The 26,830-nt window shown below is 63.0% G+C and carries 20 protein-coding genes and 1 pseudogene; 13 read left to right on the top strand and 8 right to left on the bottom strand.

All coding sequences use genetic code 11. The features are described 5' to 3' along the window. Positions 1-263: 263 nt before the first annotated feature. Positions 264-1,229: an IS110-like element ISPpu10 family transposase gene (locus LU682_RS09420; protein WP_010951808.1), complete on the top strand. Its 966-nt coding sequence runs from the start codon at positions 264-266 to the stop codon at positions 1,227-1,229. 182 nt (positions 1,230-1,411) lie between these two features. Here LU682_RS09420 and chrR read toward each other — a convergent pair whose 3' ends face one another. After that, positions 1,412-1,972 (bottom strand): class I chromate reductase ChrR, encoded by a 561-nt coding sequence (gene chrR, locus LU682_RS09415; RefSeq protein ID WP_003251456.1) that lies wholly within the window; start codon positions 1,970-1,972, stop codon positions 1,412-1,414. A gap of 156 nt (positions 1,973-2,128) precedes the next feature. Between chrR and LU682_RS09410 the strand changes: the two genes are divergently transcribed. Continuing rightward, a complete protein-coding gene (locus LU682_RS09410; protein ID WP_010954911.1) occupies positions 2,129-2,347 on the top strand; it encodes a hypothetical protein in 219 nt (72 codons plus the stop codon). Here LU682_RS09410 and LU682_RS09405 read toward each other — a convergent pair. The 4 genes and pseudogenes from LU682_RS09405 to LU682_RS09390 all read right to left on the bottom strand — a co-directional run bounded on the left by LU682_RS09405 (position 2,331) and on the right by LU682_RS09390 (position 6,752). Further along, positions 2,331-4,580, bottom strand: a pseudogene (locus tag LU682_RS09405) (Orn/Lys/Arg family decarboxylase). The gene LU682_RS09410 and the pseudogene LU682_RS09405 sit on opposite strands and share 17 nt — an antisense overlap. A gap of 127 nt (positions 4,581-4,707) precedes the next feature. Beyond that, a complete protein-coding gene (gene dnaQ, locus LU682_RS09400; RefSeq protein ID WP_010954912.1) occupies positions 4,708-5,466 on the bottom strand; it encodes a DNA polymerase III subunit epsilon in 759 nt (252 codons plus the stop codon). A gap of 50 nt (positions 5,467-5,516) precedes the next feature. Beyond that, positions 5,517-5,963: a ribonuclease HI gene (gene rnhA / locus LU682_RS09395; protein ID WP_003251460.1), complete on the bottom strand. Its 447-nt coding sequence runs from the start codon at positions 5,961-5,963 to the stop codon at positions 5,517-5,519. Between the two features lie 15 nt (positions 5,964-5,978). Continuing rightward, complete coding sequence (locus tag LU682_RS09390) at positions 5,979-6,752, bottom strand: class I SAM-dependent methyltransferase (RefSeq protein WP_003251461.1); 774 nt, start codon at positions 6,750-6,752, stop codon at positions 5,979-5,981. 85 nt (positions 6,753-6,837) lie between these two features. Between LU682_RS09390 and gloB the strand changes: the two genes are divergently transcribed. The 10 genes from gloB (at position 6,838) to LU682_RS09340 (ending at position 21,063) form a co-directional block, all read left to right on the top strand. Continuing rightward, entirely contained in the window at positions 6,838-7,617 is a 780-nt protein-coding gene (gloB, locus tag LU682_RS09385) for a hydroxyacylglutathione hydrolase (RefSeq protein ID WP_010954914.1), read from the top strand. A 100-nt stretch (positions 7,618-7,717) separates the two neighbouring features. Further along, on the top strand, positions 7,718-9,148 hold the full coding sequence (locus tag LU682_RS09380; RefSeq protein WP_010954915.1) for a lytic transglycosylase domain-containing protein: 1,431 nt from the start codon (positions 7,718-7,720) through the stop codon (positions 9,146-9,148). Positions 9,149-9,368: 220 nt separating this feature from the next. Next, positions 9,369-11,198, top strand: coding sequence for an extracellular solute-binding protein (locus LU682_RS09375; RefSeq protein ID WP_010954916.1), 1,830 nt, complete (start codon positions 9,369-9,371; stop codon positions 11,196-11,198). Further along, positions 11,195-13,030, top strand: a complete 1,836-nt coding sequence (locus LU682_RS09370) for an extracellular solute-binding protein (protein ID WP_010954917.1) — start codon at positions 11,195-11,197, stop codon at positions 13,028-13,030. Before LU682_RS09375 ends, LU682_RS09370 begins: the two co-directional genes overlap by 4 nt. A gap of 1 nt (position 13,031) precedes the next feature. Continuing rightward, complete coding sequence (locus LU682_RS09365) at positions 13,032-14,105, top strand: microcin C ABC transporter permease YejB (RefSeq protein ID WP_010954918.1); 1,074 nt, start codon at positions 13,032-13,034, stop codon at positions 14,103-14,105. Position 14,106: 1 nt separating this feature from the next. After that, positions 14,107-15,126: an ABC transporter permease gene (locus LU682_RS09360; protein ID WP_010954919.1), complete on the top strand. Its 1,020-nt coding sequence runs from the start codon at positions 14,107-14,109 to the stop codon at positions 15,124-15,126. A gap of 1 nt (position 15,127) precedes the next feature. Continuing rightward, entirely contained in the window at positions 15,128-16,732 is a 1,605-nt protein-coding gene (locus tag LU682_RS09355; protein WP_010954920.1) for an ABC transporter ATP-binding protein, read from the top strand. A 147-nt stretch (positions 16,733-16,879) separates the two neighbouring features. Next, positions 16,880-17,347, top strand: coding sequence for a helix-turn-helix domain-containing protein (locus LU682_RS09350; protein ID WP_049588231.1), 468 nt, complete (start codon positions 16,880-16,882; stop codon positions 17,345-17,347). Beyond that, a complete protein-coding gene (locus tag LU682_RS09345) occupies positions 17,344-17,919 on the top strand; it encodes a PIN domain-containing protein (RefSeq protein ID WP_010954922.1) in 576 nt (191 codons plus the stop codon). Before LU682_RS09350 ends, LU682_RS09345 begins: the two co-directional genes overlap by 4 nt. Before the next feature lie 213 nt (positions 17,920-18,132). Further along, a complete protein-coding gene (locus tag LU682_RS09340) occupies positions 18,133-21,063 on the top strand; it encodes an aminotransferase (RefSeq protein WP_049588229.1) in 2,931 nt (976 codons plus the stop codon). Between the two features lie 3 nt (positions 21,064-21,066). On the opposite strand, the gene LU682_RS09335 is transcribed toward LU682_RS09340, so the two are convergent. After that, positions 21,067-22,290, bottom strand: coding sequence for a flavin monoamine oxidase family protein (locus tag LU682_RS09335; RefSeq protein WP_010954925.1), 1,224 nt, complete (start codon positions 22,288-22,290; stop codon positions 21,067-21,069). A gap of 90 nt (positions 22,291-22,380) precedes the next feature. Between LU682_RS09335 and LU682_RS09330 the strand changes: the two genes are divergently transcribed. Continuing rightward, the gene (locus LU682_RS09330) at positions 22,381-23,286 is read left to right on the top strand and encodes a LysR family transcriptional regulator (protein ID WP_010954926.1); all 906 of its coding nucleotides are present in this window, start codon (positions 22,381-22,383) and stop codon (positions 23,284-23,286) included. 61 nt (positions 23,287-23,347) lie between these two features. Here the strand turns inward: LU682_RS09330 and LU682_RS09325 are convergent, their stop codons facing one another. Together LU682_RS09325 and LU682_RS09320 are read right to left on the bottom strand one after the other, a co-directional pair. After that, positions 23,348-24,043: a response regulator gene (locus LU682_RS09325; protein WP_010954927.1), complete on the bottom strand. Its 696-nt coding sequence runs from the start codon at positions 24,041-24,043 to the stop codon at positions 23,348-23,350. Next, entirely contained in the window at positions 24,040-26,694 is a 2,655-nt protein-coding gene (locus LU682_RS09320) for a DUF4118 domain-containing protein (RefSeq protein ID WP_010954928.1), read from the bottom strand. Before LU682_RS09320 ends, LU682_RS09325 begins: the two co-directional genes overlap by 4 nt. Positions 26,695-26,830 lie beyond the last annotated feature (136 nt).

Genomic DNA, 26,830 nt, shown 5'->3' with positions numbered 1-26,830 from the left:
CGCGGGTTTACCCGCGAATGCGTCATTGAATTTGCCGACGCATTCGCGGGTAAACCCGCTTGTATGGTAGGACTTGAAGGGAGGAGGAGGGCCATAACTCGCTTCTGACTGTTCGCGCAGTACAGACCGTAGGAGAAATCACCCCTCCTCCTTTCAACACCCAAGCGCCGATAAGGAATGCCTCGCGAGCAAGCGACAATAGAAGCAAGCCTGCGCCAGGGTGTGCCCTTCAAGTCACACTACGCTACAAGGAGCAGCTATTCATGGCAATGTCCGCAATCCCAATCGAAGCTGGCGTGGACACCTCCAAAGATGAACTGGTGATTCAAGCCGCTCCGAATACCAAATCCTTCGCCATCCCTAACACTCCGAAAGCAATCAAAGCCTGGCTCAAGACGCTGCCCAAAGGCTCAGCGCTGGCCATCGAAGCGACCAGTACCTATCACATGGAAATGGCGGAGCAAGCCCATGCTGCGGGCTTCGCGGTATACGTTATCGATGGGCTGAGGCTGAGTAAGTACCGGGAAAGTGTTGCTATACGGGCAAAAACAGATGCCCATGATGCCGCTTTGCTCGCCCGCTTCCTGAGCAACGAGCGGGGCTCTTTGAAGGCTTGGACTCCGCCACCAGCCGGGCATCGTGAGATCCAGGTGCTGCTGCGCCGCCGCGCCAAACTTGTAGCAGTGCGCGGCATGCTGCGGATGAGCTTGTCGGGCGACAAATTGTTTGCCTCAGAACTCAAACGTGTTGAGGAAGTGCTCGAACGCATAGAGCTTTCGCTGGAAAAACAGCTGCGTGCGGTGATCAAGAAGGCGGGGCTTTCCGATCAGATGCGCCGTGTTCAGAGGCTTCCGGGTGTTGGTTTCTTAACGGCTGCCGGCCTGGTGATGTCCTTCATGCGCGGCGAGTTCAAGAACAGCGACGCCTTTGTCGCTTATCTAGGCATGGATGTAACGGTTTCCCAATCCGGTAAATGGGCAGGCAGAGGGAAGTTGAGCAAGCGCGGAGACTCGGAGGTCCGTAGACTCCTGTACAACGCCTCGATGAGCGGCAGTCGAACCGCGACCTGGAAGCAGTATTACGCCCATCACCAAGCCCGGGGGAAGAAAACCACTCAAGCCTTGGTGATCCTTGCACGTCGCTTGGCTCGGCTGGCCTTCGGCCTGATGAGGCATCAGGCCGACTGGAAGCCCGAGATATATACCGGAGGTGCCAAGCCGGCCAGCTGAGGCTGGGGCTGCAACGCAGCCCGCCCAAACTGACGGGCAGTATCCAATGCTGGGGAGAAATTCTCTGGCACGCTGACTCGTACCTCGAGGTTGCTGAGAGAGGCCGATGGCGTTTTTACTGAAAATTTGCCTCCGGCCATAGAATCTCCTACACAGGGGCGTTGCACAGCAGGATTAGGGGTTCAGACCGCCCTGTTCAACTTCACCCATGACGCAAACCTGTCGACAAACGCCTGCAAGAACGGTCGCGTCTTGTCATTGAGCTTGCCCGAATCCTCGAACAAGCTCGCCGCACCGCCAAGGTAAGCCTCGGGCATCTGCATGCAGGGCATGTCGAGAAACACCAGCGACTGGCGCACCGCATGGTTGGCGCCAAAGCCACCAATCGCCCCCGGCGACACACTCACCACCGCCGTCGGCTTGCCGCTCCAGGCACTTTGCCCGTAAGGACGCGAACCCACATCGATGGCATTTTTCAGGCAGCCTGGCACCGAGCGGTTGTATTCCGGGGTGACGAACAACACCGCATCACTGCGGCGGATTTCATCGCGAAAACGCTTCCAGGTTTCCGGCGGTGCCTCGGCTTCGATATCTTCGTTGTACAGCGGCAGGTCGCCAATCTCGACGATCTTCAGCGCAAGGCTGGACGGCGCCAGCTCCGAAAGTGCGCGGGCGACCTTGCGGTTGTAGGACTCCTTGCGCAAGCTGCCCACGACGACTGCTACCGAATACACCTGGCTCATGGCAATTCCAACCTTTGCGGGTTAAATAGACGTTGTAGTTATAGATGACCGTTCTCCTGTGCCTGAGTTTTTTTTCCGCAGGGCGAAAACTTCCACGTCTGTTTCACGGTCTATGCCTTCATACATTTCCTACGTAATTCAGAGGTTTCCACCCAAATGGCAGCAGTAATGGTCGGCCAATTCCACGCCCGTGACGCCGAAGGCCGCATCTACCCCGTGCACGAGTTTCAGGAATCCACCCTGCAACTCGACGGCAGCACGCTGGGCGCCCCCATCACCACCTACCGCCTGGCCATCGGCGACAAGGTCAACCACCTGGGTGAAAACCGTTTCGAACTGGCACGCTCCGGCGTCGAGATCACGCGCATTCCGTGATGCAATCCACCGTGTAGCGGCCCCCTTCGTGCTGCAGGCCGTGCACATCGGCGACAAACCCGGGAAAGCCCTGGTTGAATGCTCGGGCGAATGCCAGGTAATCAAGGATCGAGCGGGTCGCCTCGGTGAACCGCTCACCCGGCATGATCAACGGGATGCCAGGCGGGTACGGCACCAGCATCACCGCCGCCACACGCCCCAGCAATGCCTCGATCGGCACCGCCTCCACTTCGCCACGCACCATCTTGTCATAGGCCTGGGCCGGGCTGACGGCCACCTCCGGCAAACGGGTGAACAGCCGCTTCAGCTGCTTGGCCGTGGCATTGGCGCGGTAGCAGTCATGTAACTGGTCGCACAGGTCGCGCAGGCCCATGCCCTGGTAGCGCAAGGCGTCGGCAGCCCCCACACTGGGCAGGCAGCTGCTGAGTGGGGTGTTGCCGTCATAGTGGCGCTTGAACTCCAGCAGCTCGGTGAGCAGGGTGCTCCACTTGCCCTTGGTGATGCCCATGGAAAACAGTACCAGGAAGCTGTACAGGCCCGTTTTTTCCACCACCAGCCCGCGTTCCCAGAGAAACTTGCTGACTACCGCTGCCGGGATACCGCGCGCGCCCAGCACACCGTCTGCGCTCAGGCCCGGCATTACCAAGGTCACCTTCAGCGGGTCGAGCAGCACATAGTCGGTCACCACTTCACCAAACCCATGCCATTGCGCCCCCGGCTGCAGCAGCCAGTCCTGCGCGGCCAGACGGGGGATGCCCTCGGCACTTGGCGGCTGCCAGATGCTGAACCACCAGTCCGCTGCGGCAATGTGCTCACGCAGGTTGGCCAGGGCACGACGAAAACTCAACGCCTCGTCGAACATCTCCTGCAGCAGCGAGCGCCCGGCCGGCCCTTCCATCATGGTCGAAGCCACATCCAGCGAGGCGAGAATGCTGTACTGCGGCGAGGTAGAGATGTGCATCATGAACGCTTCGTTGAAACGGTCCCGGTCCAGCTGCCGCCTGGCCCCGTCCTGCACATGAATCATCGAGGCCTGGCTGAACGCCGCGAGCAGCTTGTGGGTGGAATGGGTACTGAACACCAGCGGGCTGTCTGCCGCGCAGGCGGTGCCCATGGCGTAGCGCCCGGTGAAAAAGTCGTGGAACGCGGCATAGGCAAACCAGGCCTCGTCGAAGTGCAGCACCTCGACACTGGCACCCAGGGCCTGCTTGATCAGCCCGGCGTGGTAACACAGCCCGTCGTAGGTGGAGTTGGTCACTACCGCCAGCTTGATACGCTGCCCACGATCACGGGCAAGGGGGTTGGCCTGAATCTTCGCGGCGATCGCCTCGGGGCTGAACTCGCTGAGCGGGATCGGGCCAATGATGCCCAGTTCGTTGCGCTCCGGGCACAGGTACAACGGGATGGCACCCGTCATGATGATCGCGTGCACCACCGACTTGTGTCAGTTGCGGTCCACCAGCACCAGGTCGTCACGGCCGACCATGGCATGCCAGACGATCTTGTTGGCCGTGGAGGTGCCATTGATGACGAAAAAGGTGTGATCGGCGCCGAAGTTGCGCGCCGCCCTGGCCTCGGCTTCGGCCAGCGGGCCTGTGTGGTCGAGCAGCGAACCCAGCTCCGGCACGGAAACGGACAGGTCCGAGCGCAGGGTGTTTTCCCCGAAGAACTGGTGAAAGGCTTGGCCTACCGGGCTTTTATGATAGGCCACACCGCCACCATGGCCCGGGGTGTGCCAGGAATAGTTGGACTGCGCGGTGTGCTGTACCAGCGCCTTGAAGAACGGCGGCAGCAGGCCGTCGAGGTAGGTGTGTGCAGCACGCGCCACCTGGCGGGCGAGAAACGGCACGGTGTCTTCGAACAGGTAAAGGATGCCACGCAGCTGGTTGAGCTCGCTCATGGCTTCGGCGGGGGCATTTTCCAGGGTCACCTGCTCGCCCAGGGCGAAGATCGGCAGGTTGGGTGCACGCAGACGGGCCAGGCGGATCAGCTCGGCCATGTTCTGCAGTAAATGGGTATTCTCGCCAGCGCCTTCGGCCGCGATGAGCATGCAGGCCAGGCCGTGGTGGGTGGCGGCGACCAGGCGCGCTTCGGCGTGGTCAGCGGCGGCGAGAATGGCAAAGCCATCCTGGCGCAATTCCTCGGCGATGCCCCGCACGCGCTCGCCGGCAACACTGTCGGCCTTGATGGCGCGGTGGACGATGAGGATCGGGAACTTGAGGTCCTTGTACATCAGGTGGCTACCTCCGAAGGACGTGGCGTCCATTTCAGGGTAGTTGAGCCTTGTATTGCCTGTACTGGCCCTTTCGCGGGTGAACCCGCTCCTACGACGATCTCCACTTCTGTTGCAGGGCGAAAGATCAGCCGGCTGGCGTCTCAGTCAGGGCCTGCCACAGCGAAGGCCCACCCGCCGACTTGGCAATGGCCGCCAGCCGCTCGGCATGCGCCTCCAGCTCTTCAGCGCTGGCCATGATCACCCGCCCTGGCGCACGCCCGACAATCCGGCGGATCTCGCTGCCGCCAGCGCCCTGCCCGTCCTCTTCGGTATCTGCGCCATTCCCAGCCAACGACAGGCTGGTCTGGCCACCGGTCATTGCCAGGTAAACGTCGGCCAGCAGTTCCGAGTCGAGCAGTGCGCCGTGCAACTCACGGCCCGAGTTGTCGATGTCGTAGCGTTTGCACAGCGCATCTAGGCTGTTGCGCTGCCCCGGGTGGCGCGAACGTGCCAGCAGCAGGGTGTCCAGAATGGTGCAGTGCTGCGAAATGTCAGCGCGGTCCTGCTGGCCCAGCAAGGCGAATTCGTTGTTGATGAAGCCAACGTCGAACGCCGCGTTGTGGATGACCAGCGTGGCGCCTTGGATGAACTGGAAGAACTCCTCGGCGACATCGCCAAAACGTGGCTTGCCGACCAGGAAGGCATCCGTGATGCCGTGAACGTTGATCGCGCCCTCGTCACTCTCGCGGTCGGGCTGCAGGTAGACGTGGAAGTGCCGCCCGGTCAGGCGCCGGCCGATGACCTCGACACAGCCGATCTCGATGATCCGGTGGCCTTCGCCAACCGGCATACCCGTGGTTTCGGTATCGAGAATGACGAACCGTTTATCTTGCTGCTGCTCCACGCGGGCGCTCCAACTTGCATCCGTTACAAAGGCCGCGATTGTACCCCAGCTCAACGCTGGGCGCGCACCTCATCGACCCCACGGTTGGCCAGCTGGTCGGCGCGTTCGTTGCCGGGGTGGCCAATATGGCCGCGCACCCACTTCCAGGTTACCTTGTGGCGGTTGACCTGCTCATCGAGCTGCTGCCACAAGTCAGCGTTCTTCACCGGCTCCTTGGCGGCGGTCTTCCAGCCACGCTTCTTCCAGTTGACCATCCATTCGTTGATGCCCTTCATCACGTACTGCGAGTCGGTGGTCAGCACCACCTCGCATTCACGCTTGAGCGACATCAGGCCCTGGATCGCAGCCATCAGCTCCATGCGGTTGTTGGTGGTCTCACGTTCGCCGCCCCACAGTTCCTTCTCGACGCCCTTGTAGATCATCAGCACGCCCCAGCCACCCGGGCCAGGGTTGCCCTTGCAGGCACCATCAGTAAACATCTCGACGCTATCGCTCATGTACCACTCTTGAATTCAGTGCTTGTCAGTTTCGGGGTTGGCTGCGGTGCGGTTGACCTTCGCCAGTGGCAGCGGCAGCAGTTTGCCCATTGGCTCGCGACGTTCCGGCCGCAAAGGCCGCAGGCCCACCACCATCTTGCGCGCCACCAGCAGGTACACCCCACCACCGGAACCCTGCCAGCCGCCAGCCAGTCGTTCCCAGCCCTCCAGGCGTTGCTGCCAGGCAGGTGAGGCAAGCGGCGGACGATAGCACCCGAAGCGGCGTTTCTCCAGCGCGAAGCCCAGCAGGTTGAGCCAGTCGCCCACCCGGGACGGCGAGATGCAGCGCGCCTTGCGCAGAGCACCGTGACTGAAGAAATGGCGCATGCCCCAGCTGCTCCAGGGGTTGATCCCCACGATCAGCAGGTGCCCGCCCGGGCGTACGGCACTGGCGGCCTCGCGCAGCAGGCCATGGGGCGACAGGCAGAAGTCCAGGCCATGCTGCAGCACCACCACGTCGGCAGCGTGCTCGCTCAACGGCCAGGCTTGTTCTTCGCAGACAATCTCCACACCCGGCAAGGGCGCACCAAGGCGCACATTACGCTGCACCTGGGGGGCTCTGGGCGGTGGCTCGGCGCAGGGCCCGTAATGCACGAGATAGCCGCCAAAGAAGCGCCCGAGCTCTTCTTCCAGCAGTTTGTCCTCCTCCTTGAGCATCAGTTGCCCAAGTGGGCCGTTGAACCACTCACGGGCCAGGCTGATCAGCTCGACCCAGTCCGGGTCGGCCTGGGCAAAGGCTTGGTCGGTCATTGCGCTCTCCCTCGAAGGTTCTCCCACCGCGCCATCGCGGCTAAGATGCCCTCATGTGCCACGCTAGGCGAATCGGATCCGCACCATGATACAGATCGAAGCTCTCCCCGCTTTCTCCGACAACTACATCTGGTTGTTACAGGATACTGCCAAACGCCGTTGTGCGGTGGTCGACCCGGGCGATGCCGGCCCAGTGGAGCGCTGGCTGGCTGCCAACCCCGAGTGGGTGCTGAGCGACATCCTCGTCACCCACCACCACAATGACCATGTCGGTGGGGTGGAACGGCTCAGGCAATTGACCGGCGCACGGGTCTGTGGCCCTGCCAACGAGCGCATTCCCGGCCGCGACCTGGCACTGGACGAAGGCGATAGGGTGGACGTGCTGGGTGTGACGTTCCAGGTAATGGCGGTACCCGGCCACACCCTGGGGCATATCGCCTTCTTCAGCGACCAGCCAGCAACGCCCATCCTGTTCAGTGGCGACACCCTGTTCGCCGCCGGTTGCGGGCGCATGTTCGAAGGTACACCCGAACAGATGCAGCCCGCCCTCGCCCGCCTGGCGGCCCTGCCAGAGCAGACACAAGTGTACTGCGCCCATGAATACACCCTCAGCAACCTGCGCTTCGCCAAGGCTGTGGAACCGACCAACCCGCACGTTCAGCAACGCTTCGAGGACGTTACCCGTTTGCGCGCCGAAAATCGCATCAGCTTGCCCTCAACGATCGGCCTGGAGCGCCTGACCAACCCCTTTCTGCGTACCGCTGAAACATTAGTTAAACAAAAAGCAGACGAATGGAAGGGACATTCAAACAACTCGCATGTCGCTGTTTTTGCTGCCTTGAGGTCTTGGAAGGACACCTTCTGATAACCGCAAGATATATCGCAAGTGATGGTCAAAGGTTGACCAGGCCCGGAGCGGTTTCTAGAATCGCCGAACTTTTTCGCCCGGATACCTGTATCAGCCGATGTCTTCCCGTAGCCGCAGAACCTCTCATTCCGTCGCCCTGACGCGCCTGGCCCAAATCAGTGCGCTGGCCCTGGCAGCCACCTTGGTGGGCTGCCAGAGCACCCGTCAGCTCGACGAATCCGATAGCGTTCGCGCGCACAACTACCAGGCACGGATCAAGCACAAACCTTCCCCGCTGCTGGTCAAGCCGGCCGAACAGGCGCCGCAGGATGTCTGGGAGCGCATGCGCCAGGGCTTCGCCCTGCAGGACAGTATCGATGTCAACCCGCGCATCGAGCAGCAGCGCTTGTGGTTCGCCAGCAACCCGACCTTCATCGAAAGCGCCGGGGAACGTGGCAGCCTCTACCTGCACTACATCGTCGAGCGCCTTGAAGAACGCGACATGCCGCTGGAACTGGCCCTGCTGCCAGCCATCGAAAGTGCCTACAACCCCATGGCCTACTCACGCGCCAGCGCTGCCGGCATGTGGCAGTTCATGCCGGCTACCGGTCGCCACTTCAACCTGCGCCAGACCAACTTCTATGACGGCCGCCGCGATGTCACCGCGTCGACCAACGCCGCGCTGGACTACCTGACCCGCCTGCACGACATGTTCAACGGCGACTGGCTGTTGGCCCTGGCGGCCTACAATGCCGGCGAAGGCACCGTCAGCCGAGCCATCGAGCGCAACGAAAGGCTCGGCCTGCCGACCGACTACTGGAACCTGCCGCTGCCACAGGAAACCCGCGACTACGTACCCAAGTTGCTGGCACTGTCGCAGGTGGTGTCCACGCCAGAAGCCTATGGTGTCAATCTCACCCCGATCGCCAACGAACCGTACTTTGAAGCGGTGGCGATCAATGACCGTCTGGACCTTTCCCGGGTCGCGGCCTTTGCCAACATCGACGAGGACGAGCTGATCCAGCTCAACCCGGCATTCAAGAAACGCATGACCGTCGATGGCCCGAAACAGCTGCTGGTGCCCACCGCCAAGGCGCAGTTGCTCAGTGCCAGCCTGTCCAACCTCAACCCGGAGCAACTGGTCAGCCTGCAACCCCCGAAAGCAGCGTTTGCCCGGGCCGTGGCCGAAGCCAAGGCACCGGTGGGGGCACGCAGCTACCGGGTCAAGCGTGGCGATAACCTGAGCGCCATCGCCAAGGCCAACCGTGTATCGGTCAAGGACATCAAGCGCTGGAACCGCTTGTCCGGCAACAGTCTGCGCGCTGGCCAGGTTCTGGCCCTGCGTGGTGGCAGTGCGCCAAGCGCCGCCGGCAACCGGGTTGCTGCCTCCGGGAAGCGCTCCACGCAATACAAGGTCCGCAAGGGCGATTCTCTGTACCTGGTGGCCAAGCGCTTCAATGTGGAAATGAAGCACCTCAAGCGCTGGAACCCACGCAGCGGCCACGCCCTCAAGCCAGGCCAGACCCTGACCGTCTACCTCGGGCGTTGAGTCGTTACAGGGGCTGCTTTGCAGCCCATTCGCGGGCACGCCCGCCCCCAGAGGTTTTTCACAGTCCTCAAAGCCGGTGTCGTACCTGTGGGAGCGGGCGTGCCCGCGAATGGGCCTGAAAACCCAGCCACTGGAAAACCCTAGCCCCTCTCTTTTTCCAACCCCACCAAGCTGTTACTGTACTCGATCAAAGCCCAACGCCTCTGGATCGGATGCCGATTTGATACGTCCCCTCCTGCTGTCACTCAGCCTGGCCTTGAGCTTTCCCGCAGCCGCGATCGTGAGCGAAAGCCACGGATACGCGCAGTTCGGCACGCTCAAGTACCCAGCCACCTTCACCCACTTCGACTGGGTCAACCCGCAAGCGCCCAAGGGCGGCACGTTGCGGGCCATGGCTTTTGGTACCTTCGACACGCTCAACCCCTACACCTTCAAAGGGTCGAGCCCGATTACCACGCCCAATTTCCAGCAGTACGGCATCAGCGAGCTGAACGAGCCACTGATGGTCGGCACGGGCCAGTACGACCCGTCCGGTGACGAGCCAACCTCCAGCTATGGCCTGATCGCCCGCTCGGTGGAGTACAGCGAGGACCGCAGCTGGGTGGTGTTCAACCTGCGCCCCGAAGCCCGCTGGCATGACGGCCAGCCCATCACCTCGGCTGACGTGGCCTTCTCGTACCGCACGCTGCTCAAGGATGGCCACCCGATCTACCGCACCAACCTGCAGGAAGTGCAGCGGGTAGACATCCTCGGCCCGCTACGCATCCGCTTCGTGTTCAAACGCGCCGGCAACCCGCTGCTGATCCTGCGCCTGGGCGAAATGCCGGTACTGCCCAAACACTACTGGCAGAAGCGCGACTTCAAGGCCACCACCTTCGAGCCCCCCTTGGGCAGCGGCCCCTACCGCATCACCCAGGTACAACCCGGACGACGCCTGGTGTTCGAACGGGTGAAGAACTACTGGGGCAAAGACCTGGCGGTCAACCGTGGCAAGTACAATTTCAATCGGGTCGAATACGAGTTCTATCGTGACGCGACGGTGGCCTTCGAAGCCTTCAAGGCCGGCGAGTTCGACATCTATATCGAGCACCAGGCAAAAAACTGGGCCAACGGTTACAACTTCCCTGCCGTGCGCCGGGGTGAAGTGATCAAGGCACAAATCCCGCACAGCATCCCCACGCAAACACAGGGCCTGTTCATGAACAGCCGCCGGGCCGCGTTCAGTGACCCGCGGGTACGCCAGGCGCTGGGGCTGATGCTGGACTTCGAGTGGACCAACCGCGCGCTGTTCAGCAGCGCCTACCGCCGCTCGACCAGCTACTACCCAAACAGCGAGTTCGCCGCCAGCGGCCTGCCCACCGGCAAGGAGTGGCTGCTGCTGGCGCCATTCCGTGACCAGTTGCCCGCCAAGCTGTTCAGCGAACCGTACAAGGTCAGCCACACCGATGGCAGGGGTATCAGCCGCCAGACCCTGCGCCAGGCTCTGGGCCTGCTCGCCGAGGCCGGCTGGAAGCTGCACGGCCAGCGCCTGGTCGACAGCAAGGGCCAGCAATTGCGCATGGAACTGCTGCTGGTAAACCCCAACCTTGAACGCATCCTGCAACCTTATGTCGAAAACCTGTCCAGCATCGGCATCGATGCGCGCTTGCGCACCGTGGACCGTGCCCAGTACAAACAACGTCTGGACCAGTTCGATTTCGACATGATTCTGATGACCCTGAACCAGACCCTCAGCCCCGGCCTCGAACAATGGCTGTACTTCCATTCCAGCCAGGCCGCGACAAAGGGCAGCAAGAACTATGCTGGGGTCAAGGACCCGGTGGTCGACCACCTGCTCGACACCCTGCTCGCCGCCCGCACCCGCGATGACCAGGTCGCCGCTGCCCGCGCCCTGGACCGCGTGCTCTCATGGCACTACTACATGATCCCCAACTGGTACCTCGACAACCATCGCCTGGCCTACCGCAACCGGTTCGCCTTCGTCACCACGCCGCCCTACACCCTTGGGCTGAATAGCTGGTGGATCAAGACTTCGGAGAAAGCCCAATGACGCCAACGCACCGTCTGCGCCGGCTGGCAGGCAGCCTGTTGCTCGCCTGCCTGAGCCTTCCCGCGCTGGCCGCACCGCAGCACGCGCTCACCCTTTACGATGAGCCACCCAAGTATCCCGCCGACTTCAAGCACTTCGACTACGTCAACCCGGATGCGCCCAAGGGCGGCACCTTCCGCCAGTCCAGCTTTGGCGGCTTCGACAGCCTCAACCCGTTCATCAACAAAGGCGTGGCGGCCGAGAACATCGGCATTATCTACGACACCCTGATGCGCCAGAGCCAGGATGAACCGTTCACCGAATACGGCCTGGTTGCCGGCAAGATCGAAAAGGCCCCGGATAACAGCTGGGTGCGCTTCTACCTGCGCCCCGAAGCGCGCTTCCATGACGGCCATCCGATGCGCGCCGACGACGTGGTGTTCACCTTCAACGCCCTGATCAAGGACGGCGCCCCACTGTACCGCCAGTACTACGCCGACGTTGCCGAAGTGGTCGCCGAAGAACCGCTGAAGGTGCTGTTCAAGTTCAAGCACAAGAACAACCGCGAGCTGCCACTGATTCTCGGCCAGCTGCCGGTACTGCCCAAGCACTGGTACGAAAACCGCGAGTTCAACCGCGGCAATCTGGAAATCCCGTTGGGCAGCGGCCCGTACAAGGTCGCCAAGGTCAAGGCCGGGCGCTCGGTGCGCTACGAACGGGTCAAGGACTACTGGGCCAAGGACCTGCCCATCAACCGCGGCTTCTACAACTTCGATGCCATGACGTTCGACGCCTACCGCGACACCACCGTCGCCCTGGAGGCCCTCAAGGCCGGGGCATTCGACTATGGCCTGGAAGTCAGTGCCAAGAACTGGGCCACCGCTTACAACGTGCCCGCCGTGCGCGAAGGTCGCCTGATCAAGGAAGAGCTGCCCAACGGCAACCCCACCGGTATGCAGGGCTTCATTTTCAACATCCGCCGCCCGGTTTTCCAGGATGTGCGTGTGCGCCAGGCCCTGAGCCTGCTGCTGGACTACGAGTGGACCAACAAGCAGCTGTTCAACGGCGCCTACACCCGTACCGGCAGCTACTTCGAGAACTCGGAAATGGCCGCCCGCGGCCTGCCCAGCCCCAACGAGCTGAAAATCCTCGAACCACTGCGCGGCAAAGTGCCCGAGCAAGTATTTACCGAGGTCTTCCACAACCCGGTCAGTGACGGCAGCGGCATGATCCGCGAGCAACAGCGCCAGGCTTACAAGTTGTTGCAGGAAGCCGGCTGGAAAATCGTCGACGACAAGATGGTCGACGCCCAAGGCAAGCCGGCAAGCATCGAGTTCCTGCTGGCGCAGACCGAGTTCGAACGCATTCTGCTGCCGTTCAAGCGCAACCTTGCCGACCTCGGTATCGAGCTGAACATTCGCCGCGTCGACGTTTCGCAGTACATAACCCGCCTGCGCTCGCGTGACTACGACATGATCGTTGGCGGCTACCCGCAATCCAACTCGCCAGGCAACGAGCAGCGCGAGTTCTGGTCCAGCGCCGCCGCCGACAACCCCGGTAGCCGCAACTTCATCGGCCTGCGCGACCCGGCCATCGACCAACTGGTGGACCAGCTGATCAACGCCGACTCTCGGCAGAGCCTGATCGACCACTGCCGCGCCCTCGACCGCGTGCTGCTGTGGGGCTATTACGTGATCCCCAACTGGCACATCAAGACCTGGCGTGTGGCCTACTGGAACCACATCGGCCACCCGAACGTGTCGCCCAAGTACGACATCGGCATCGACACCTGGTGGATCAAGCCCGATGTAACCCCGGCGGTCAGCGAAGCGCCTGCGGACGAGGCCAACTAAGATGCTGGCCTACATCCTGCGCCGCCTGCTGCTGATCATCCCGACCCTGTTCGGCATCCTCATCATCAACTTCATCATCGTCCAGGCCGCCCCCGGTGGCCCGGTCGAGCAAATGATCGCCAAGCTCGAAGGCTTCGAAGGCGCCACCAGCCGCATTGCCGGTGGCGGTGCCGAGGTTTCCGTGGCCGGCTCCAGCTACCGCGGCGCCCAGGGCCTGGACCCGGCGCTGATCGCTGAAATCGAACGCATGTACGGCTTCGACAAGTCGCCGCCCGAGCGCCTGTGGATCATGGTCAAGAACTACGCCCAGCTGGACTTCGGCGACAGCTTCTTCCGCGACGCCAAGGTGATCGACCTGATCGCCGAGAAGATGCCGGTTTCGATCTCGCTGGGGCTATGGAGCACGCTGATCATGTACCTGGTGTCGATCCCGCTGGGGATCGCCAAGGCCGTGCGCCACGGCAGCCACTTCGACGTGTGGACCAGCTCGGCAATCATCGTCGGCTACGCCATCCCGGCGTTCCTGTTCGCCATCCTGCTGATCGTGCTGTTCGCCGGTGGCAGCTACTTCGACTGGTTCCCGCTGCGTGGCCTCACCTCCAACAACTTCGACGAACTGAGCACCACCGGCAAGGTGCTGGACTACTTCTGGCACCTGGTGCTGCCGATCACCGCGCTGGTCATCGGCAACTTCGCCACCATGACCCTGCTGACCAAGAACAGCTTCCTCGACGAAATCAACAAACAGTACGTGGTCACCGCCAAGGCCAAGGGCCTGAGCCGATCACGGGTGCTGTACGGCCACGTGTTCCGCAACGCCATGCTGCTGGTGATCGCCGGCTTCCCCTCGGCGTTCATCGGCATCTTCTTCACAGGCTCCTTGCTGATCGAGGTGATCTTCAGCCTCGACGGCCTGGGCCTGATGAGTTTCGAAGCGGCCATCAACCGCGACTACCCGGTGGTCTTCGGCACCCTGTTCATCTTCACCCTGCTAGGGCTGGTGGTGAAACTGATCGGCGACCTGACCTACACCTTGGTCGATCCGCGCATCGACTTTGCCAGCCGGGAGCACTGACATGGCCTTGTCCCCCCTCAACCGCCGGCGCTTCGAGCGTTTCAAGGCCAACCGCCGTGGCTGGTGGTCGCTGTGGCTGTTCCTGATTCTGTTCGGGCTGAGCCTGGGCGCCGAACTGATCGCCAACGACAAACCGATCGCCGTACGTTACGACGGCCAATGGTACTTCCCGGCGTTCAAGCGTTACCCGGAAACCACCTTCGGCGGGGAATTCCCGCTGGAAGCCAACTACAAGAGCCCCTACATCCGCGAGCTGCTGGCGAAGAAAGACAGCTTCGTGCTGTGGGCACCCATTCCGTTCAGCTACCAGAGCATCAACTATGACCTGCGCGTCCCCGCCCCCGCCCCACCTTCGGCGGACAACTGGCTGGGCACCGACGACCAGGGCCGCGACGTGCTGGCGCGGGTGATCTACGGCTTCCGCATCTCGGTTCTGTTTGCCCTCACCTTGACCGTGGCCAGCTCCATTGTCGGCGTCATCGCAGGCGCCCTGCAGGGGTTCTACGGTGGCTGGGTCGACCTGGCCGGGCAACGCTTTCTGGAAATCTGGTCCGGCCTGCCTGTGCTGTACCTGCTGATCATCCTGGCCAGCTTCGTGCAACCCAACTTCTGGTGGCTGCTGGGCATCATGTTGCTGTTCTCGTGGATGAGCCTGGTGGATGTGGTACGCGCCGAGTTCCTGCGCGGGCGCAACCTGGAATACGTGCGCGCCGCACGCGCCCTGGGCATGCGCAACGGCGCAATCATGTACCGGCACATCCTGCCCAACGCGATGATCTCGACCATGACCTTCATGCCGTTCATCCTCACCGGCGCCATCGGCACCCTCACCGCCCTGGACTTCCTCGGCTTCGGCCTGCCCGCCGGTTCGCCCTCGCTGGGCGAACTGGTGGCGCAGGGCAAGTCCAACCTGCAAGCGCCATGGCTGGGCATCAGCGCCTTTGCCGTGCTGGCGCTGATGCTGAGCCTGCTGGTGTTCATCGGCGAATCCGCCCGCGACGCCTTCGACCCGAGGAAGTGACATGAGTGAACAGAACCTGATCGAAGTGCGGGACCTGGCCGTGGAGTTCGTGACCGGGGACCAGGTCAACCGGGTGGTGGACGGCGTCAGCTTCGATATTCGCAAAGGCGAGACACTGGCCCTGGTGGGCGAAAGTGGCTCGGGCAAATCGGTCACCGCGCACTCGATCCTGCGCCTGCTGCCCTATCCCCTGGCCCGGCACCCCAGCGGCAGCATCCGCTACGAAGGCAAGGACCTGCTGCAGCAGAGCGAGAAGACCCTGCAGCGCATTCGCGGCAACCGCATTGCGATGATCTTCCAGGAGCCGATGACCTCGCTCAACCCGCTGCATTGCATCGAAAAGCAGATCAACGAAATCCTCCTGCTGCACAAGGGCCTGACGGGCAAGGAAGCGACTGCGCGCACCCTGGAGTTGCTGGATATGGTCGGCATTCCAGAGCCGCGCAAGCGCCTCAAGGCCCTGCCCCACGAATTGTCGGGCGGCCAGCGCCAGCGGGTAATGATCGCCATGGCGCTGGCCAACGAGCCCGAGCTGCTGATTGCCGACGAGCCGACCACGGCGCTGGATGTGACCGTGCAGCTGAAGATCCTCGAGCTGCTCAAGGAATTGCAGGCGCGTATGGGCATGGCCCTGTTGCTGATCAGCCATGACCTGAACCTGGTGCGCCGCATCGCTCACCGCGTGTGCGTGATGCAGCGTGGGCAAATTGTCGAGCAAGCCGAATGCGCGACGCTGTTCAGCTCGCCACAGCACCACTACACACAGATGCTGATCAATGCCGAGCCCAGCGGGCTGCCGGCGCACAACCCGGTGGGCGCGCCGTTGCTGGAGGTGGATGACCTCAAGGTCTGGTTCCCGATCAAGAAGGGCTTTCTGCAGCGCACGGTCGACCATGTGAAGGCGGTGGACGGGGTCAACTTCAGCTTGCCCCAGGGCCAGACGCTGGGCATTGTTGGCGAATCCGGGTCGGGCAAGTCCACATTGGGCCTGGCGATCTTGCGGCTGATTTCCAGCCAGGGCGGCATTCGCTTTCATGGGCAGAACCTCGAAGGGCTGAACCAGAAAGCCGTGCGCCCCCTGCGGCGGGAAATGCAGGTGGTGTTCCAGGACCCGTTTGGCAGCCTGAGCCCGCGCATGTGCGTGGCGGACATTGTCGGTGAAGGGCTGCGCATTCACCGCATTGGCACCGCGCAGGAACAGGAAGCGGCGATTATCGCGGCCCTGGAGGAAGTAGGCCTGGACCCGCGCACCCGCCATCGCTACCCCCATGAGTTTTCCGGCGGGCAGCGCCAGCGCATTGCCATTGCCCGGGCGCTGGTGTTGAAGCCAGCACTGATTCTGCTGGATGAACCCACGTCCGCACTGGACCGCACCGTACAGCGCCAGGTGGTGGAATTGCTGCGTAACCTGCAGCAAAAGTACAACCTGACCTACCTGTTCATCAGCCATGACCTGGCGGTGGTGAAGGCGTTGAGTCACCAGTTGATGGTGATCAAGCATGGGCATGTGGTGGAGCAAGGGGACGCGCAGGCGATCTTCCATGCGCCGCAGCATCCGTATACCCGACAGTTGCTGGAGGCGGCGTTTTTGGAGGTTGGGGGTTAGTAGGGAAAGGGTGCGTGTTCGCCAAGCAATCATCCTTTGATCGGTCGTTTCGTTTATTGCGATTTGCGAATATTTCGAATATAACTCGAACTCAGGCTGTTGCATCGTCGCCACAGCCCCGCAATCGATACCGCTCTGGAGATGCCCATGACCACCGCCAACCTCTCTAGCCATGTGCTTCCTGACGAGAAAGAAATTGCCGTGGCAGTCGAGTCAAGCCGCACGCTGGCAGCGTTCCTCTCGACAAAATCAGATACCCAACGGATCGAACTGCTCAACGAGGAAAATCAGCGCCAGGTTGTTGAAGTACCTACTTTCGCCCTACGCCTATTCGGCGAAATTCTCAGCGAACTGGCCTTGGGTAACTCAGTCAAAGTCGTTCCAATCCACGCCGAACTAACTACCCAGGAAGCAGCAGACCTGCTTAACGTCTCCCGGCCGCACTTGGTAAAGCTGCTCGACGAAGCGGTGATTCCGCACACCAAGACAGGCCGCCATCGTCGTGTCAAATTCTCAGACCTGGTTGCCTACAAGGACAAACGTGATGGGGTGAGCCGCGCTGCGATAGATGCGCTGGCAGCCCAAGCTCAGGAATTGAAGATGGGGTACGAATGAAGCACTCGCCCTTCACGGCCATATACGACGCGAATGTACTTTACCCTGCTCCACTGCGTGATTTCCTGATGAACCTAGCGCTGACGGGCATCTACCGGGCACGTTGGTCAGCGAGCATTCATGACGAGTGGAAGCGCAATCTGCTACTCAACCGACCTGACCTCACGCCTGAACATTTGGATCGCACGTCATCGCTGATGGATGCTGCGGTGCCTGATGCACTCGTCACTGACTACGATTCACTGGTCGAAGGGCTGGACTTGCCAGATAGGGATGATCGACATGTTCTCGCAGCTGCAATCAAGTGCAACGCTTCGGTCATCGTCACCTTCAATTTGAAGGATTTTTCCAAGGCGGTTCTTGGTGCCTTCGATATTGAACCCTTGCATCCGGACGACTTCATCGCTGACCTTTGGGACCTGGACAAGGCAGCAGTCCTCGAAGCTGCCCAGCGGCAGCGAATATCGCTGAAGAACCCACCGCACAGCGTACAGCAGTATCTCGACAGGCTGCTTCAGCAGAAGCTTCCCGAGACAGTGAAACTGCTTTCAGCATTCAAGTTCCTCCTCTGAGTATGCCCAGCAGACTTTCTAGGGCAGCAAGGCGATCATCCGGGATTGATCAGCCATACCCGTAAAACCAAGCCTATGAAAAGCCCCGCTCGTTACCACGCAAACAGAATCAAGCAGCTGTGATCAATTTTTCTGACAATAATCGTCTTCCATCATCAGCCGAATCGGGCATAAATTCTCCGCCGTCAACTCCCAGTACCCACGGTAGAGCCCATGTCCAGTCCACAACACCAGCCCGCTTCCCCTGCCCTGGCCACCCTGATCCAGCGCTCCGGCCAGCCCAGCCCAACGCTGAGCGAAGCCCAGGCACACGCCGTGCTGCAGGCCCACTATGGCCTTGCCGGCAACCTTTCGGTACTGGGCAGCCAGCAGGACCTGAACTTTCGCGTGGTCACACCGCAGGGTGGCTATGTGCTGAAGGCCTGCCACGGCAGCTACGCCCAACTGGAGCTTGAAGCCCAGCACGCCGCCCTGGCCTTCCTGCGCGATCAAGGTTTGCCGGTACCCGCCGTGCGCTCAGCCCACAACGGCATGGGGTTGCTGGAACTGGACATCGACGCGCAACCACTGCGCCTGCGCCTGCTCGATTACATCGAAGGCCAACCGCTGACCCGCCTCAAGCACATGGAGCCGCGCTTGATGGCTGAACTGGGCGGGCTCTGTGCAAAGCTGGACAAGGCGCTTGCCCATTTCGATCACCCGGGCCTTGCGCGTACCTTGCAATGGGACCCGCAGCATGCCGGGGCACTGATCGATCACCTGCTACCGGTGCTGCAGGACGGCGGGCAGCGCGCCCGCATCGAACACGCCACGCGACAGGCCAACGAGCACCTGATGCCGCTGGTCGATCAACTGCCCAGTCAGGCCGTGCACCTGGACATCACCGACGACAACACCGTGTGGGCCCGTGATGCCCAGCGTCAGTGGCAACTGCAAGGCGTGATCGATTTCGGCGACCTGCTGCGCACCTGGCGTATCGCCGACCTGTCGGTGACCTGCGCTGCGCTGTTGCACCACGCCGAGGGCGACCCCCTGCGCATCCTGCCAGCCGTGCAGGCCTACCAGGCGCTCAACCCGCTGACCGAAGCCGAATTGCGCGCCCTGTGGCCGCTGGTGCTGAACCGCGCTGCCGTGCTGGTGCTGAGCAGCGAACAACAGCTAACCGTCGACCCGGGCAACCAGTACACCCGCGACAACATTGCCCACGAATGGGAAATTTTCGACACGGCCACCGCCGTGCCTTTCGCCCTGATGGAGGCGGCCATTCTGCAGGCTGCGGGCCTGCAACCCGCGGCGCCGGACTGGAACGACTGTGCCCCCCTGCTCCCCGAGCTGGCCGGGCTGGCTGTCACACGGGTGGACCTGGGAGTACTCAGCAAACACTTCGAGGCCGGCAACTGGGAGCAACCCGGTTACGACCAGCATCTGCTGACTTCGCAAGCCGCCCCGGCCTGCAGCCTGCACGGGCAGTATCGCCTGTCGCAAACCCATATCGATCGCCCCGAGGAGCCCGCCACCTGCGCCCTTTTCGTCGAGCTGCATGTGCCCAACGGCAGCCCGGTACAAGCGCCGGCAGCCGGCACCTGGCAGCACAGCGGCGACGGCCGGGGCTGCCTGCGCACCCCGCATTGGGCTTTGTGGCTGCAAGGCCTGGAAGACGCACCGGCAGACGGCCAGGCCGTGGAAAAAGGCCAGGCCCTGGGCAGCAGCTGCGGCTTCCTCAGCGTGCAGGTATGCCTGGACAATGGCAGCCAGCCGCCGCGCTTCGCCACGCCGTCACAGGCCGCCGCCTGGCTGGCCCTGTGCCCGTCACCAGCCGCACTGCTGGGCTTCGATTGCGATGCCGAGCCGCTACCCGATCCGCAAGCCCTGCTGGCCCGCCGCGATGCCAGCTTCGCCCGCTCGCAGAAGCACTACTATGCGCAACCGCCGCACATTGAACGTGGCTGGCGCAACTACCTGATCGATATGCAGGGCCGTTCCTACCTGGACATGCTCAACAACGTCGCAGTGCTGGGCCATGGCCATCCACGCATGGTTGCCGAGTCGGCGCGGCAGTGGTCGCTGCTGAACACCAACTCGCGCTTCCATTACGCAGCAATCACCGAATTCTCCGAGCGCCTGCTGGACCTGGCCCCCGAAGGTTTCGACCGGGTGTTCATGGTCAACAGCGGCACCGAGGCCAACGACCTGGCGATTCGCCTGGCCTGGGCCTACAGTGGCGGGCGCGATCTGCTCAGTGTGCTGGAGGCCTACCACGGCTGGTCGGTGGCCACCGATGCCATCTCCACGTCGATCGCCGACAACCCGCAAGCCCTGGAAACCCGCCCGGACTGGGTTCACCCGGTCGAAGCACCGAACACCTTCCGCGGCCGCTTCCGCGGGGCCGACAGCGCCGCCGACTACCTGCAAGACGTCGACGCCAAGCTGGCTGACCTCGACGCCCGTGGCCGTCAGCTGGCGGGCATCATCTGCGAACCGGTGTACGGCAATGCCGGCGGTATCTCGCTGCCCGCAGGCTACCTGCGCGCAGCCTATGCCAAGGTCCGCGCCCGCGGCGGGGTGTGCATCGCCGACGAAGTGCAGGTAGGCTATGGCCGCCTGGGCGAGTACTTCTGGGGCTTCGAGGAACAGGGCGTGGTGCCGGACATCATTACCATGGCCAAGGGCATGGGTAACGGCCAGCCGCTGGGCGTGGTCATCACCCGTCGCGAAATCGCCGAGGCGCTGGAGGCCGAGGGCTACTTCTTCTCCTCGGCCGGTGGCAGCCCGGTCAGTTGCCGCATCGGCATGGCAGTGCTGGATGTCATGCAGGAGGAAGGCCTGTGGGACAACGCCCGTGACACCGGGCGCTACTTCAAGGCACGCCTGCAGGCGCTGGTCGACAAGCACCCGCTGGCCGGCGCGGCACATGGCTCGGGCTTCTACCTGGGTCTGGAACTGGTGCGCGACCGCACCACCCTGGAGCCGGCCACCGAAGAAACCATGATGCTGTGCGATCGCCTGCGTGACCTGGGCATCTTCATGCAGCCGACCGGCGATTACCTGAACATCCTCAAGATCAAGCCGCCGATGTGCACCAGCCGTGCGAGCGTGGACTACTTTGTCGACAGCATTGACCGGGTGCTGGGCGAAGGTCTGTAAGTGTCAAGGCGTGGGCCCGACGGCTGCGGCCCACGCCTGCAATGCCTCACACGCGGCCATGGCCACCTGTTCATCGGTGCGCCCGGTGAACTGCCGCTCGATCGCATCGGCGGCGATCAGCCCGGCAATGGTGGGCTTTCCGACAGCATCGGTCAGGTCCAGCCATTCTCCCCAACTGGCGGGTACGTCGTACCAGCGTAGGTAGCCTGAGGGTGAGCACGGCCACCATCGCTCATCGAACTGCAGAATCACTTTCTCCAGCTTGCCCATCCCCAGATGCGCCAACGCTCCCTGCTGTATTTCAGGTAACGCAGGGGTAAAGCGCAACGTTTTCAGAACCCCCACCGGGACTGTGCAAATGCAGAAGTCGCACACGTCTTCATTCACCATGACGCGCGCGCTCGACCAGTCGATGTGGGTGACAGGACTGTTCAGGCGGATATCCAGGTGCTTCGACAGCAAGTCGACAAGCTCGCTGTAGCCGCCTGGCAGCATACGATCACCATGCCCGACCCCCTCTTCATCCAAGGCACAGGCCGACAGTTGCTCGACGGGCAAACACGCTTCCAGTACAAGGTTGGCGTCGATGGCGAACTGCGTGGCACGCGCGAGCGCGGGGTCGAGTGTGGCCATGTAGCCATCGATCGCGTCAGACAAAGGTTGTTGCCGATCGAGACGCCTGGTCAAGGCATCCCAGGCGGCGTCGATATCCGGCAACGCCCCGCCGCGTGCCGCTGCAAGCGGGCAACTGAAATCGGTCTCGACGCAAGCCAAGCCATGTTGAAGTGCAACAGCGGCCAATGGGTTCTCGGCAAAATGCTGAAGCCATGCCGCACCTTCATCTGCTTTCACGCCACCCAACTCGACAGTGTGCGTGCGCCCACCCGTTCGCCCACGCGCCTCCAGCACAGTGCAATCGACACCCCTTTCCCGCAAGCGTTGAGCGGCAGCCAAGCCTGCACACCCCGCACCGATCACGATCACCTTGCTCGCACCGGCACTCACGGCTGCCTCGGCGGCACGCAGCCCATCATTCCACGCACCATGAGTCATTGCCGGAGCGCTGGCATTACAAGCTTCTCCAGCGATGACCAAGCGCCCATGCAGCACTTGGCCCAGGGCGCTTCGATGCAACGGCGATCCGCCAGGCAGCAAGGCACTGTAGGCACCGAGGCTGAACGGGTCGCTACTCCAGTGGGTGACATGCCACGCGGTTGGTCTGTGCACGCTTTTCTCCGTTGAGGGGACTGTCCTGCAGGTGCATTAATGTTCATAATTTTTAGCAATAAAAGATGATCATCATCAGGTTTACTGACAATGGCCTTTACCAGCGACTCCCTGGCGATTTTCCTCGCGGTGCTCGATGCCGGCTCGTTCTCCGCCGCCGCCCGCAAGCTGGGCCGTGTGCCTTCAGCCGTGAGCATGGCAATCGCCCAACTGGAAGCGGAACTGGACCTGCCCCTGTTCGACCGGGCCACGCGCAAAGCCTTGCCCACCAACGCCGCCCTGGCGCTGGAGCCCCAGGCCAGGCAGGTCATCTGCCAACTCAACCTGCTCGATGCCCAGGCCCTGCAATTGCACAAAGGCCTGGAAAAGCGCCTGACCATCGCCATGGCGCCCGAGTTGCAGACTGGCCGCTGGAGCCAGCCGCTAGAAATCCTCGCCCAGGCATTTCCCAGCCTGGAAGTCGAGGTACGTTCGGCCACCCAGACCGAAGCCATTCGCCTGCTGCATGACGGCAGTGTGCAATTGGCCCTGGTGTTCGAACGGCCCGGCATCGATGAGCGCGAGTCATTCCTCGAGGCCGGCAGCCAACTGCTGGTAGCCGTTGCCTCACCGCGCCATCCAGCCGGGCAGAACAGCGGTTCGCCATTGCCTGAAGAGGCCTTTGCCGAACAACGGCAGATCATCGTGGCTTCGGGCAAGGCCACCGGATCGGACCCGCGCATGGTGCTGTCCCGGCGCATCTGGCTGACCGACAGCTACCTCGCCACGCTGGACCTGGTGCAGTCCGGGCTGGGCTGGGCCTACCTGCCGCAGCCATTGGTCGAACCGCTGATTGCCTCGGGCGCACTGGCCGAGGTGCGCTTCGACAACATGGCCAACCGCCTGCGCTTGTGGGTAGACATCATCTGGATCAAGTCGCGCCCGTTGGGCCTGGGCGCGCGACGCTACCTGGAAGTCATGCGCCAGCTGTTCGAGAAGGAGCCCCCCAGGGCCTGATATCCCTTGCACGCGTCCAGGCCCTGCAGGCGTTCGCCCAGCCCTTTGGGCTGTGTGCGGGTTATGCTGTCGGCGCCACCAACCTGTAGCCAACCCCCGCCTCGGTAATGATGAACCGCGGCGCCGTGGGGTCATCGCCCAGCTTCTGTCGCAGATGCCCGACCACGATGCGCAGGTAGTGGGTATCCTCCGCATGGGTCGGCCCCCAGATATCCTTGAGCAACTGCTGCTGGGTAATCACCCGCCCGGGGTGCCCGGCCAATATCGCCAGCAAAGCATACTCCTTGCGTGTCAATGCCACCTCCACACCGTCGAGCGTCACCCGGCGGAAGGCAAAATCGACCGTCAGCGGACCAAAGCTGGCTGCCACTTCCGAGCCGCCGGCTTGTGGCACCTGACGCAGCAACGCCCGCACACGCGCGAGAAACTCCTGGATACCGAACGGCTTGGTCACATAGTCATTGGCACCACCATCCAGCGCATCGACCTTCTGCACTTCACTGGCACGCACCGACAACACCATCACCGGCACTGCACTCCATTCGCGCAACTCACGCAGTACCTGCTGGCCGTCCATGTCCGGCAGCCCCAGGTCGAGCACCACCAGGTCCGGCTTGCCCAGTGCCGCCTGGGCCAACCCTTCGGCACCGGTGGCGGCCTCCAGCACCTTGTAGCCTTGCGAGGCCAGGCTGATACGCAGGAACTTGCGGATCTGCGGTTCATCGTCGATGACCAACAGGGTGGCGGACTGGCTCATGGGGTTTCGCTTTCGGCTTCAGGTTGAGGAGGCAGCGGCAAGCATAGAGTGATGCTGGTGCCTTGGCCATCAATGCCTTCGCCCACCAGAATCTGCCCGCCATGGGCACCGATCATGCCCTGGCAGATAGCCAGGCCCAGCCCGGTACCCTGCCCGCCGCGGTCGCCACGGGCGGCGGTGTAGAACATATCGAAGATTTTCTCGCGGTCGGCTTCAGGAATGCCGGGGCCCTGGTCGCTGACGGTCAAGCGCAGTTGGTCGTCATGCACCGCCACCTGCAGCTCAAGCCGACCATTGGCCGGCGAAAAGCGTGCGGCGTTTTCCAGCACGTTGACCAGTGCCTGCTCGATCAACGCCGCATGCACGAACAGCAATGGCAGCTCGGTCGGCACGTCCGTGTGCACACGCAGCGGCGCCAGCACCACCCGCAGGCGGTTGAGCGCACTGCCGACGATATCCGCCGGGGCCACCCAGTCGCGGGCCAGCTTGAGGCCGCCATGGCCCAGGCGGGTCATGTCCAGCAGGTTCTGGATGTAGCGATCGAGGCGTTCGGCTTCGTTACGGGTGCCCTCCAGCAGCTCGCGGCGGTCTTCAGCCGGGATCGCATCGCCCAACGCCAACAGGCTGTCGATGCTGCCACGCATGGCGGTCAACGGCGTGCGCAAGTCATGGGATACGGAAGCCAGCAGGGCGCTGCGCAGTTGCTCGGTTTCGCCGTGCAGGCGTGCGGCTTCCAGCTGTTCAGCCAGGCGTGCGCGGGCCAGGGCCTGGGCCAGGGGCTGGCCTAGGGCGGTGAGCAGGCGCCGGCGTGGGTCGCTGAGCGGCTGCCCGTTGCGCGGGCGCACACCCAGCAGCGCCAGCGGCTGATCGTCTACCGCCAATGGCCACCACCACCAGCGGCCATTAGGCAGGGTATCGCTGCCGTGACCGGCGGCCTGCCCATGCTGCCAGGCCCAATCGGCAGCCGCCCGTTCGGTGTCGCTGAAGGTGCAGGCTTCCCCGCTGGCCACTTGCAACTGGCCTTCGGCGTTGCGCTCCAGCAAGCACACCTGGGCGTCCTGCCACCCGTCCAGGTGCTGGCCGGCAGCCTTGAATATGGCTTGGCGGTCGGTGGCTACCGTCAACCGGCGAGACAGGTCGAGCAACTGGCTGGTCTGTGCCTGGGTCTCGCGCAGCGCCTGCAACTGGCGACGCTGGCGCGCGGCCAGGTTGCCGGTAAGCGCAGCCATCAACAGAAAGAACACCAGTGTCAGCACGTCTTCTTCGCGCTGGATGGTGAACGAGAAGTTGGGCGGTATGAACAGGAAGTCATAGACCAGGAACGACAGCGCGGCGCAAGCCAGCGCAGGTCCCAGGCTACTGCGCACCGCGACCAGCAACACCGCCGCCAGGAACACCAGCGAGATATTGGGCAACGCGAGCACACTGGACACCGCCCAGGCCAGACCCGCAGCCATCACGGTGGCCAGCAGCGCAAGCAGGTAATGACGCCACACCCACACCCGCCGCACGGCTGAACGCGGCGCTGGCGGCTGCACGTCGCGGTCCAGCACGTTGATTTCCAGGCCACGGCTTTCGCGCAGCAGCCGCGCCGCCACACCCGCGCCGAACAAACGCCTACGCAGGCGGTTGCGGGACTGCCCGACCAGCACCAGGCTGGCCCGCCGCTCGACAGCATGCTGGATCAGCGTACGGGCCACTTCGCCAGCACGCAGCAGTACCACCTCCCCGCCCAGTCGCTCGGCCAGTTGCTGCGCGGCTTGCAAACGATGCCGTGCGGTTTCGTCACGCAGGCGGCCGTTGTCCACATGCACCAGGCTCCAGGGCAGGTGGCGGCGCTGGGCCACGCGGCTGGCATGGCGCACCAGGCGTTCGGCCTGGTCGTCACCGTCTATGCCCACCAGCAACCGGCCGCGCAAGGCCGGCGCCTCCTGGCCGCGCTGACGATAGCCGTGGGCCAGGTCGGCATCGACCTGAGCAGCGGCGGTCTGCATGGCCAGCTCGCGCAGGGCGGTGAGGTTGGTTTGCGAAAAATACGCATCGATGGCCGCCCTTGCCTGCTCGGGCACGTACACCTTGCCTTCACGCAGGCGTTCGAGCAGCTCTCGCGGAGGCAGGTCGATCAGCACCAGCTCGAACGCTTCCTGCAGCACCCAGTCCGGCAGGGTCTCGCGCACTTGCACGCCGGTAATGTCGCGGACCTTGTCGTTGAGGCTTTCCAGGTGCTGGACGTTGACCGTGGTGTACACGTCGATGCCCGCGGCCAAGAGTTCTTGCACATCCTGCCAGCGTTTGGCGTGGCGGCTGCCGGGGGCGTTCGTGTGGGCCAGTTCGTCCACCAGGGCCAAGGCCGGCGCGGCACGCAGCAGGCCGTCAAGGTCCATTTCCTCAAGGGTGACGCCACGGTACTGGCTGCGCAACAAGGGCTGCTGATGCAGCCCTCCGAGCAACGCTTCGGTTTCGGCGCGGCCATGGGTTTCGACCACCCCGGCCAACACCTGCACGCCCTGGCGTTGCTGGGCGTGTGCGGCCTGGAGCATGGCGAAGGTCTTGCCGACGCCGGGGGCAGCGCCCAGGAACACCTTCAGCCGGCCCCGGCCGGTGCGTGGGAGGTTGGCCAACAGCGCATCGGCGCGGGCGGAGTCACTCATGTTTCATCCTTTACTTTGTCCAACAGTCCGCCGCTTCAGGGAAAGCCCCCTTAACGTGTAGGAGCGGGTTTACCCGCGAATACGTCAGTGGCACCACCACCGCATTCGCGGGTGAACCCGCTCCTACAGGCTTCCT

Origin of the sequence: Pseudomonas alloputida (assembly GCF_021283545.2) — a bacterium.
Lineage (GTDB): Bacteria > Pseudomonadota > Gammaproteobacteria > Pseudomonadales > Pseudomonadaceae > Aquipseudomonas > Aquipseudomonas alloputida.
The sequence above is the reverse complement of the archived record's forward strand: the minus strand, read 5'-3'. Positions and strand labels throughout refer to the sequence as shown.

Bases quoted from the DNA above. Each gene is read 5' to 3' on its own strand.
- LU682_RS09420 (WP_010951808.1), top strand. From the start codon at position 264: ATGGCAATGTCCGCAATCCCAATCGAAGCTGGCGTGGACACCTCCAAA.
- chrR (WP_003251456.1), bottom strand. From the start codon at position 1,972: ATGAGCCAGGTGTATTCGGTAGCAGTCGTCGTGGGCAGCTTGCGCAAG.
- LU682_RS09410 (WP_010954911.1), top strand. From the start codon at position 2,129: ATGGCAGCAGTAATGGTCGGCCAATTCCACGCCCGTGACGCCGAAGGC.
- rnhA (WP_003251460.1), bottom strand. From the start codon at position 5,963: ATGAGCGATAGCGTCGAGATGTTTACTGATGGTGCCTGCAAGGGCAAC.
- LU682_RS09390 (WP_003251461.1), bottom strand. From the start codon at position 6,752: ATGACCGACCAAGCCTTTGCCCAGGCCGACCCGGACTGGGTCGAGCTG.
- gloB (WP_010954914.1), top strand. From the start codon at position 6,838: ATGATACAGATCGAAGCTCTCCCCGCTTTCTCCGACAACTACATCTGG.
- LU682_RS09380 (WP_010954915.1), top strand. From the start codon at position 7,718: ATGTCTTCCCGTAGCCGCAGAACCTCTCATTCCGTCGCCCTGACGCGC.
- LU682_RS09370 (WP_010954917.1), top strand. From the start codon at position 11,195: ATGACGCCAACGCACCGTCTGCGCCGGCTGGCAGGCAGCCTGTTGCTC.
- LU682_RS09365 (WP_010954918.1), top strand. From the start codon at position 13,032: ATGCTGGCCTACATCCTGCGCCGCCTGCTGCTGATCATCCCGACCCTG.
- LU682_RS09360 (WP_010954919.1), top strand. From the start codon at position 14,107: ATGGCCTTGTCCCCCCTCAACCGCCGGCGCTTCGAGCGTTTCAAGGCC.
- LU682_RS09355 (WP_010954920.1), top strand. From the start codon at position 15,128: ATGAGTGAACAGAACCTGATCGAAGTGCGGGACCTGGCCGTGGAGTTC.
- LU682_RS09350 (WP_049588231.1), top strand. From the start codon at position 16,880: ATGACCACCGCCAACCTCTCTAGCCATGTGCTTCCTGACGAGAAAGAA.
- LU682_RS09345 (WP_010954922.1), top strand. From the start codon at position 17,344: ATGAAGCACTCGCCCTTCACGGCCATATACGACGCGAATGTACTTTAC.
- LU682_RS09340 (WP_049588229.1), top strand. From the start codon at position 18,133: ATGTCCAGTCCACAACACCAGCCCGCTTCCCCTGCCCTGGCCACCCTG.
- LU682_RS09330 (WP_010954926.1), top strand. From the start codon at position 22,381: ATGGCCTTTACCAGCGACTCCCTGGCGATTTTCCTCGCGGTGCTCGAT.
- LU682_RS09325 (WP_010954927.1), bottom strand. From the start codon at position 24,043: ATGAGCCAGTCCGCCACCCTGTTGGTCATCGACGATGAACCGCAGATC.
- LU682_RS09320 (WP_010954928.1), bottom strand. From the start codon at position 26,694: ATGAGTGACTCCGCCCGCGCCGATGCGCTGTTGGCCAACCTCCCACGC.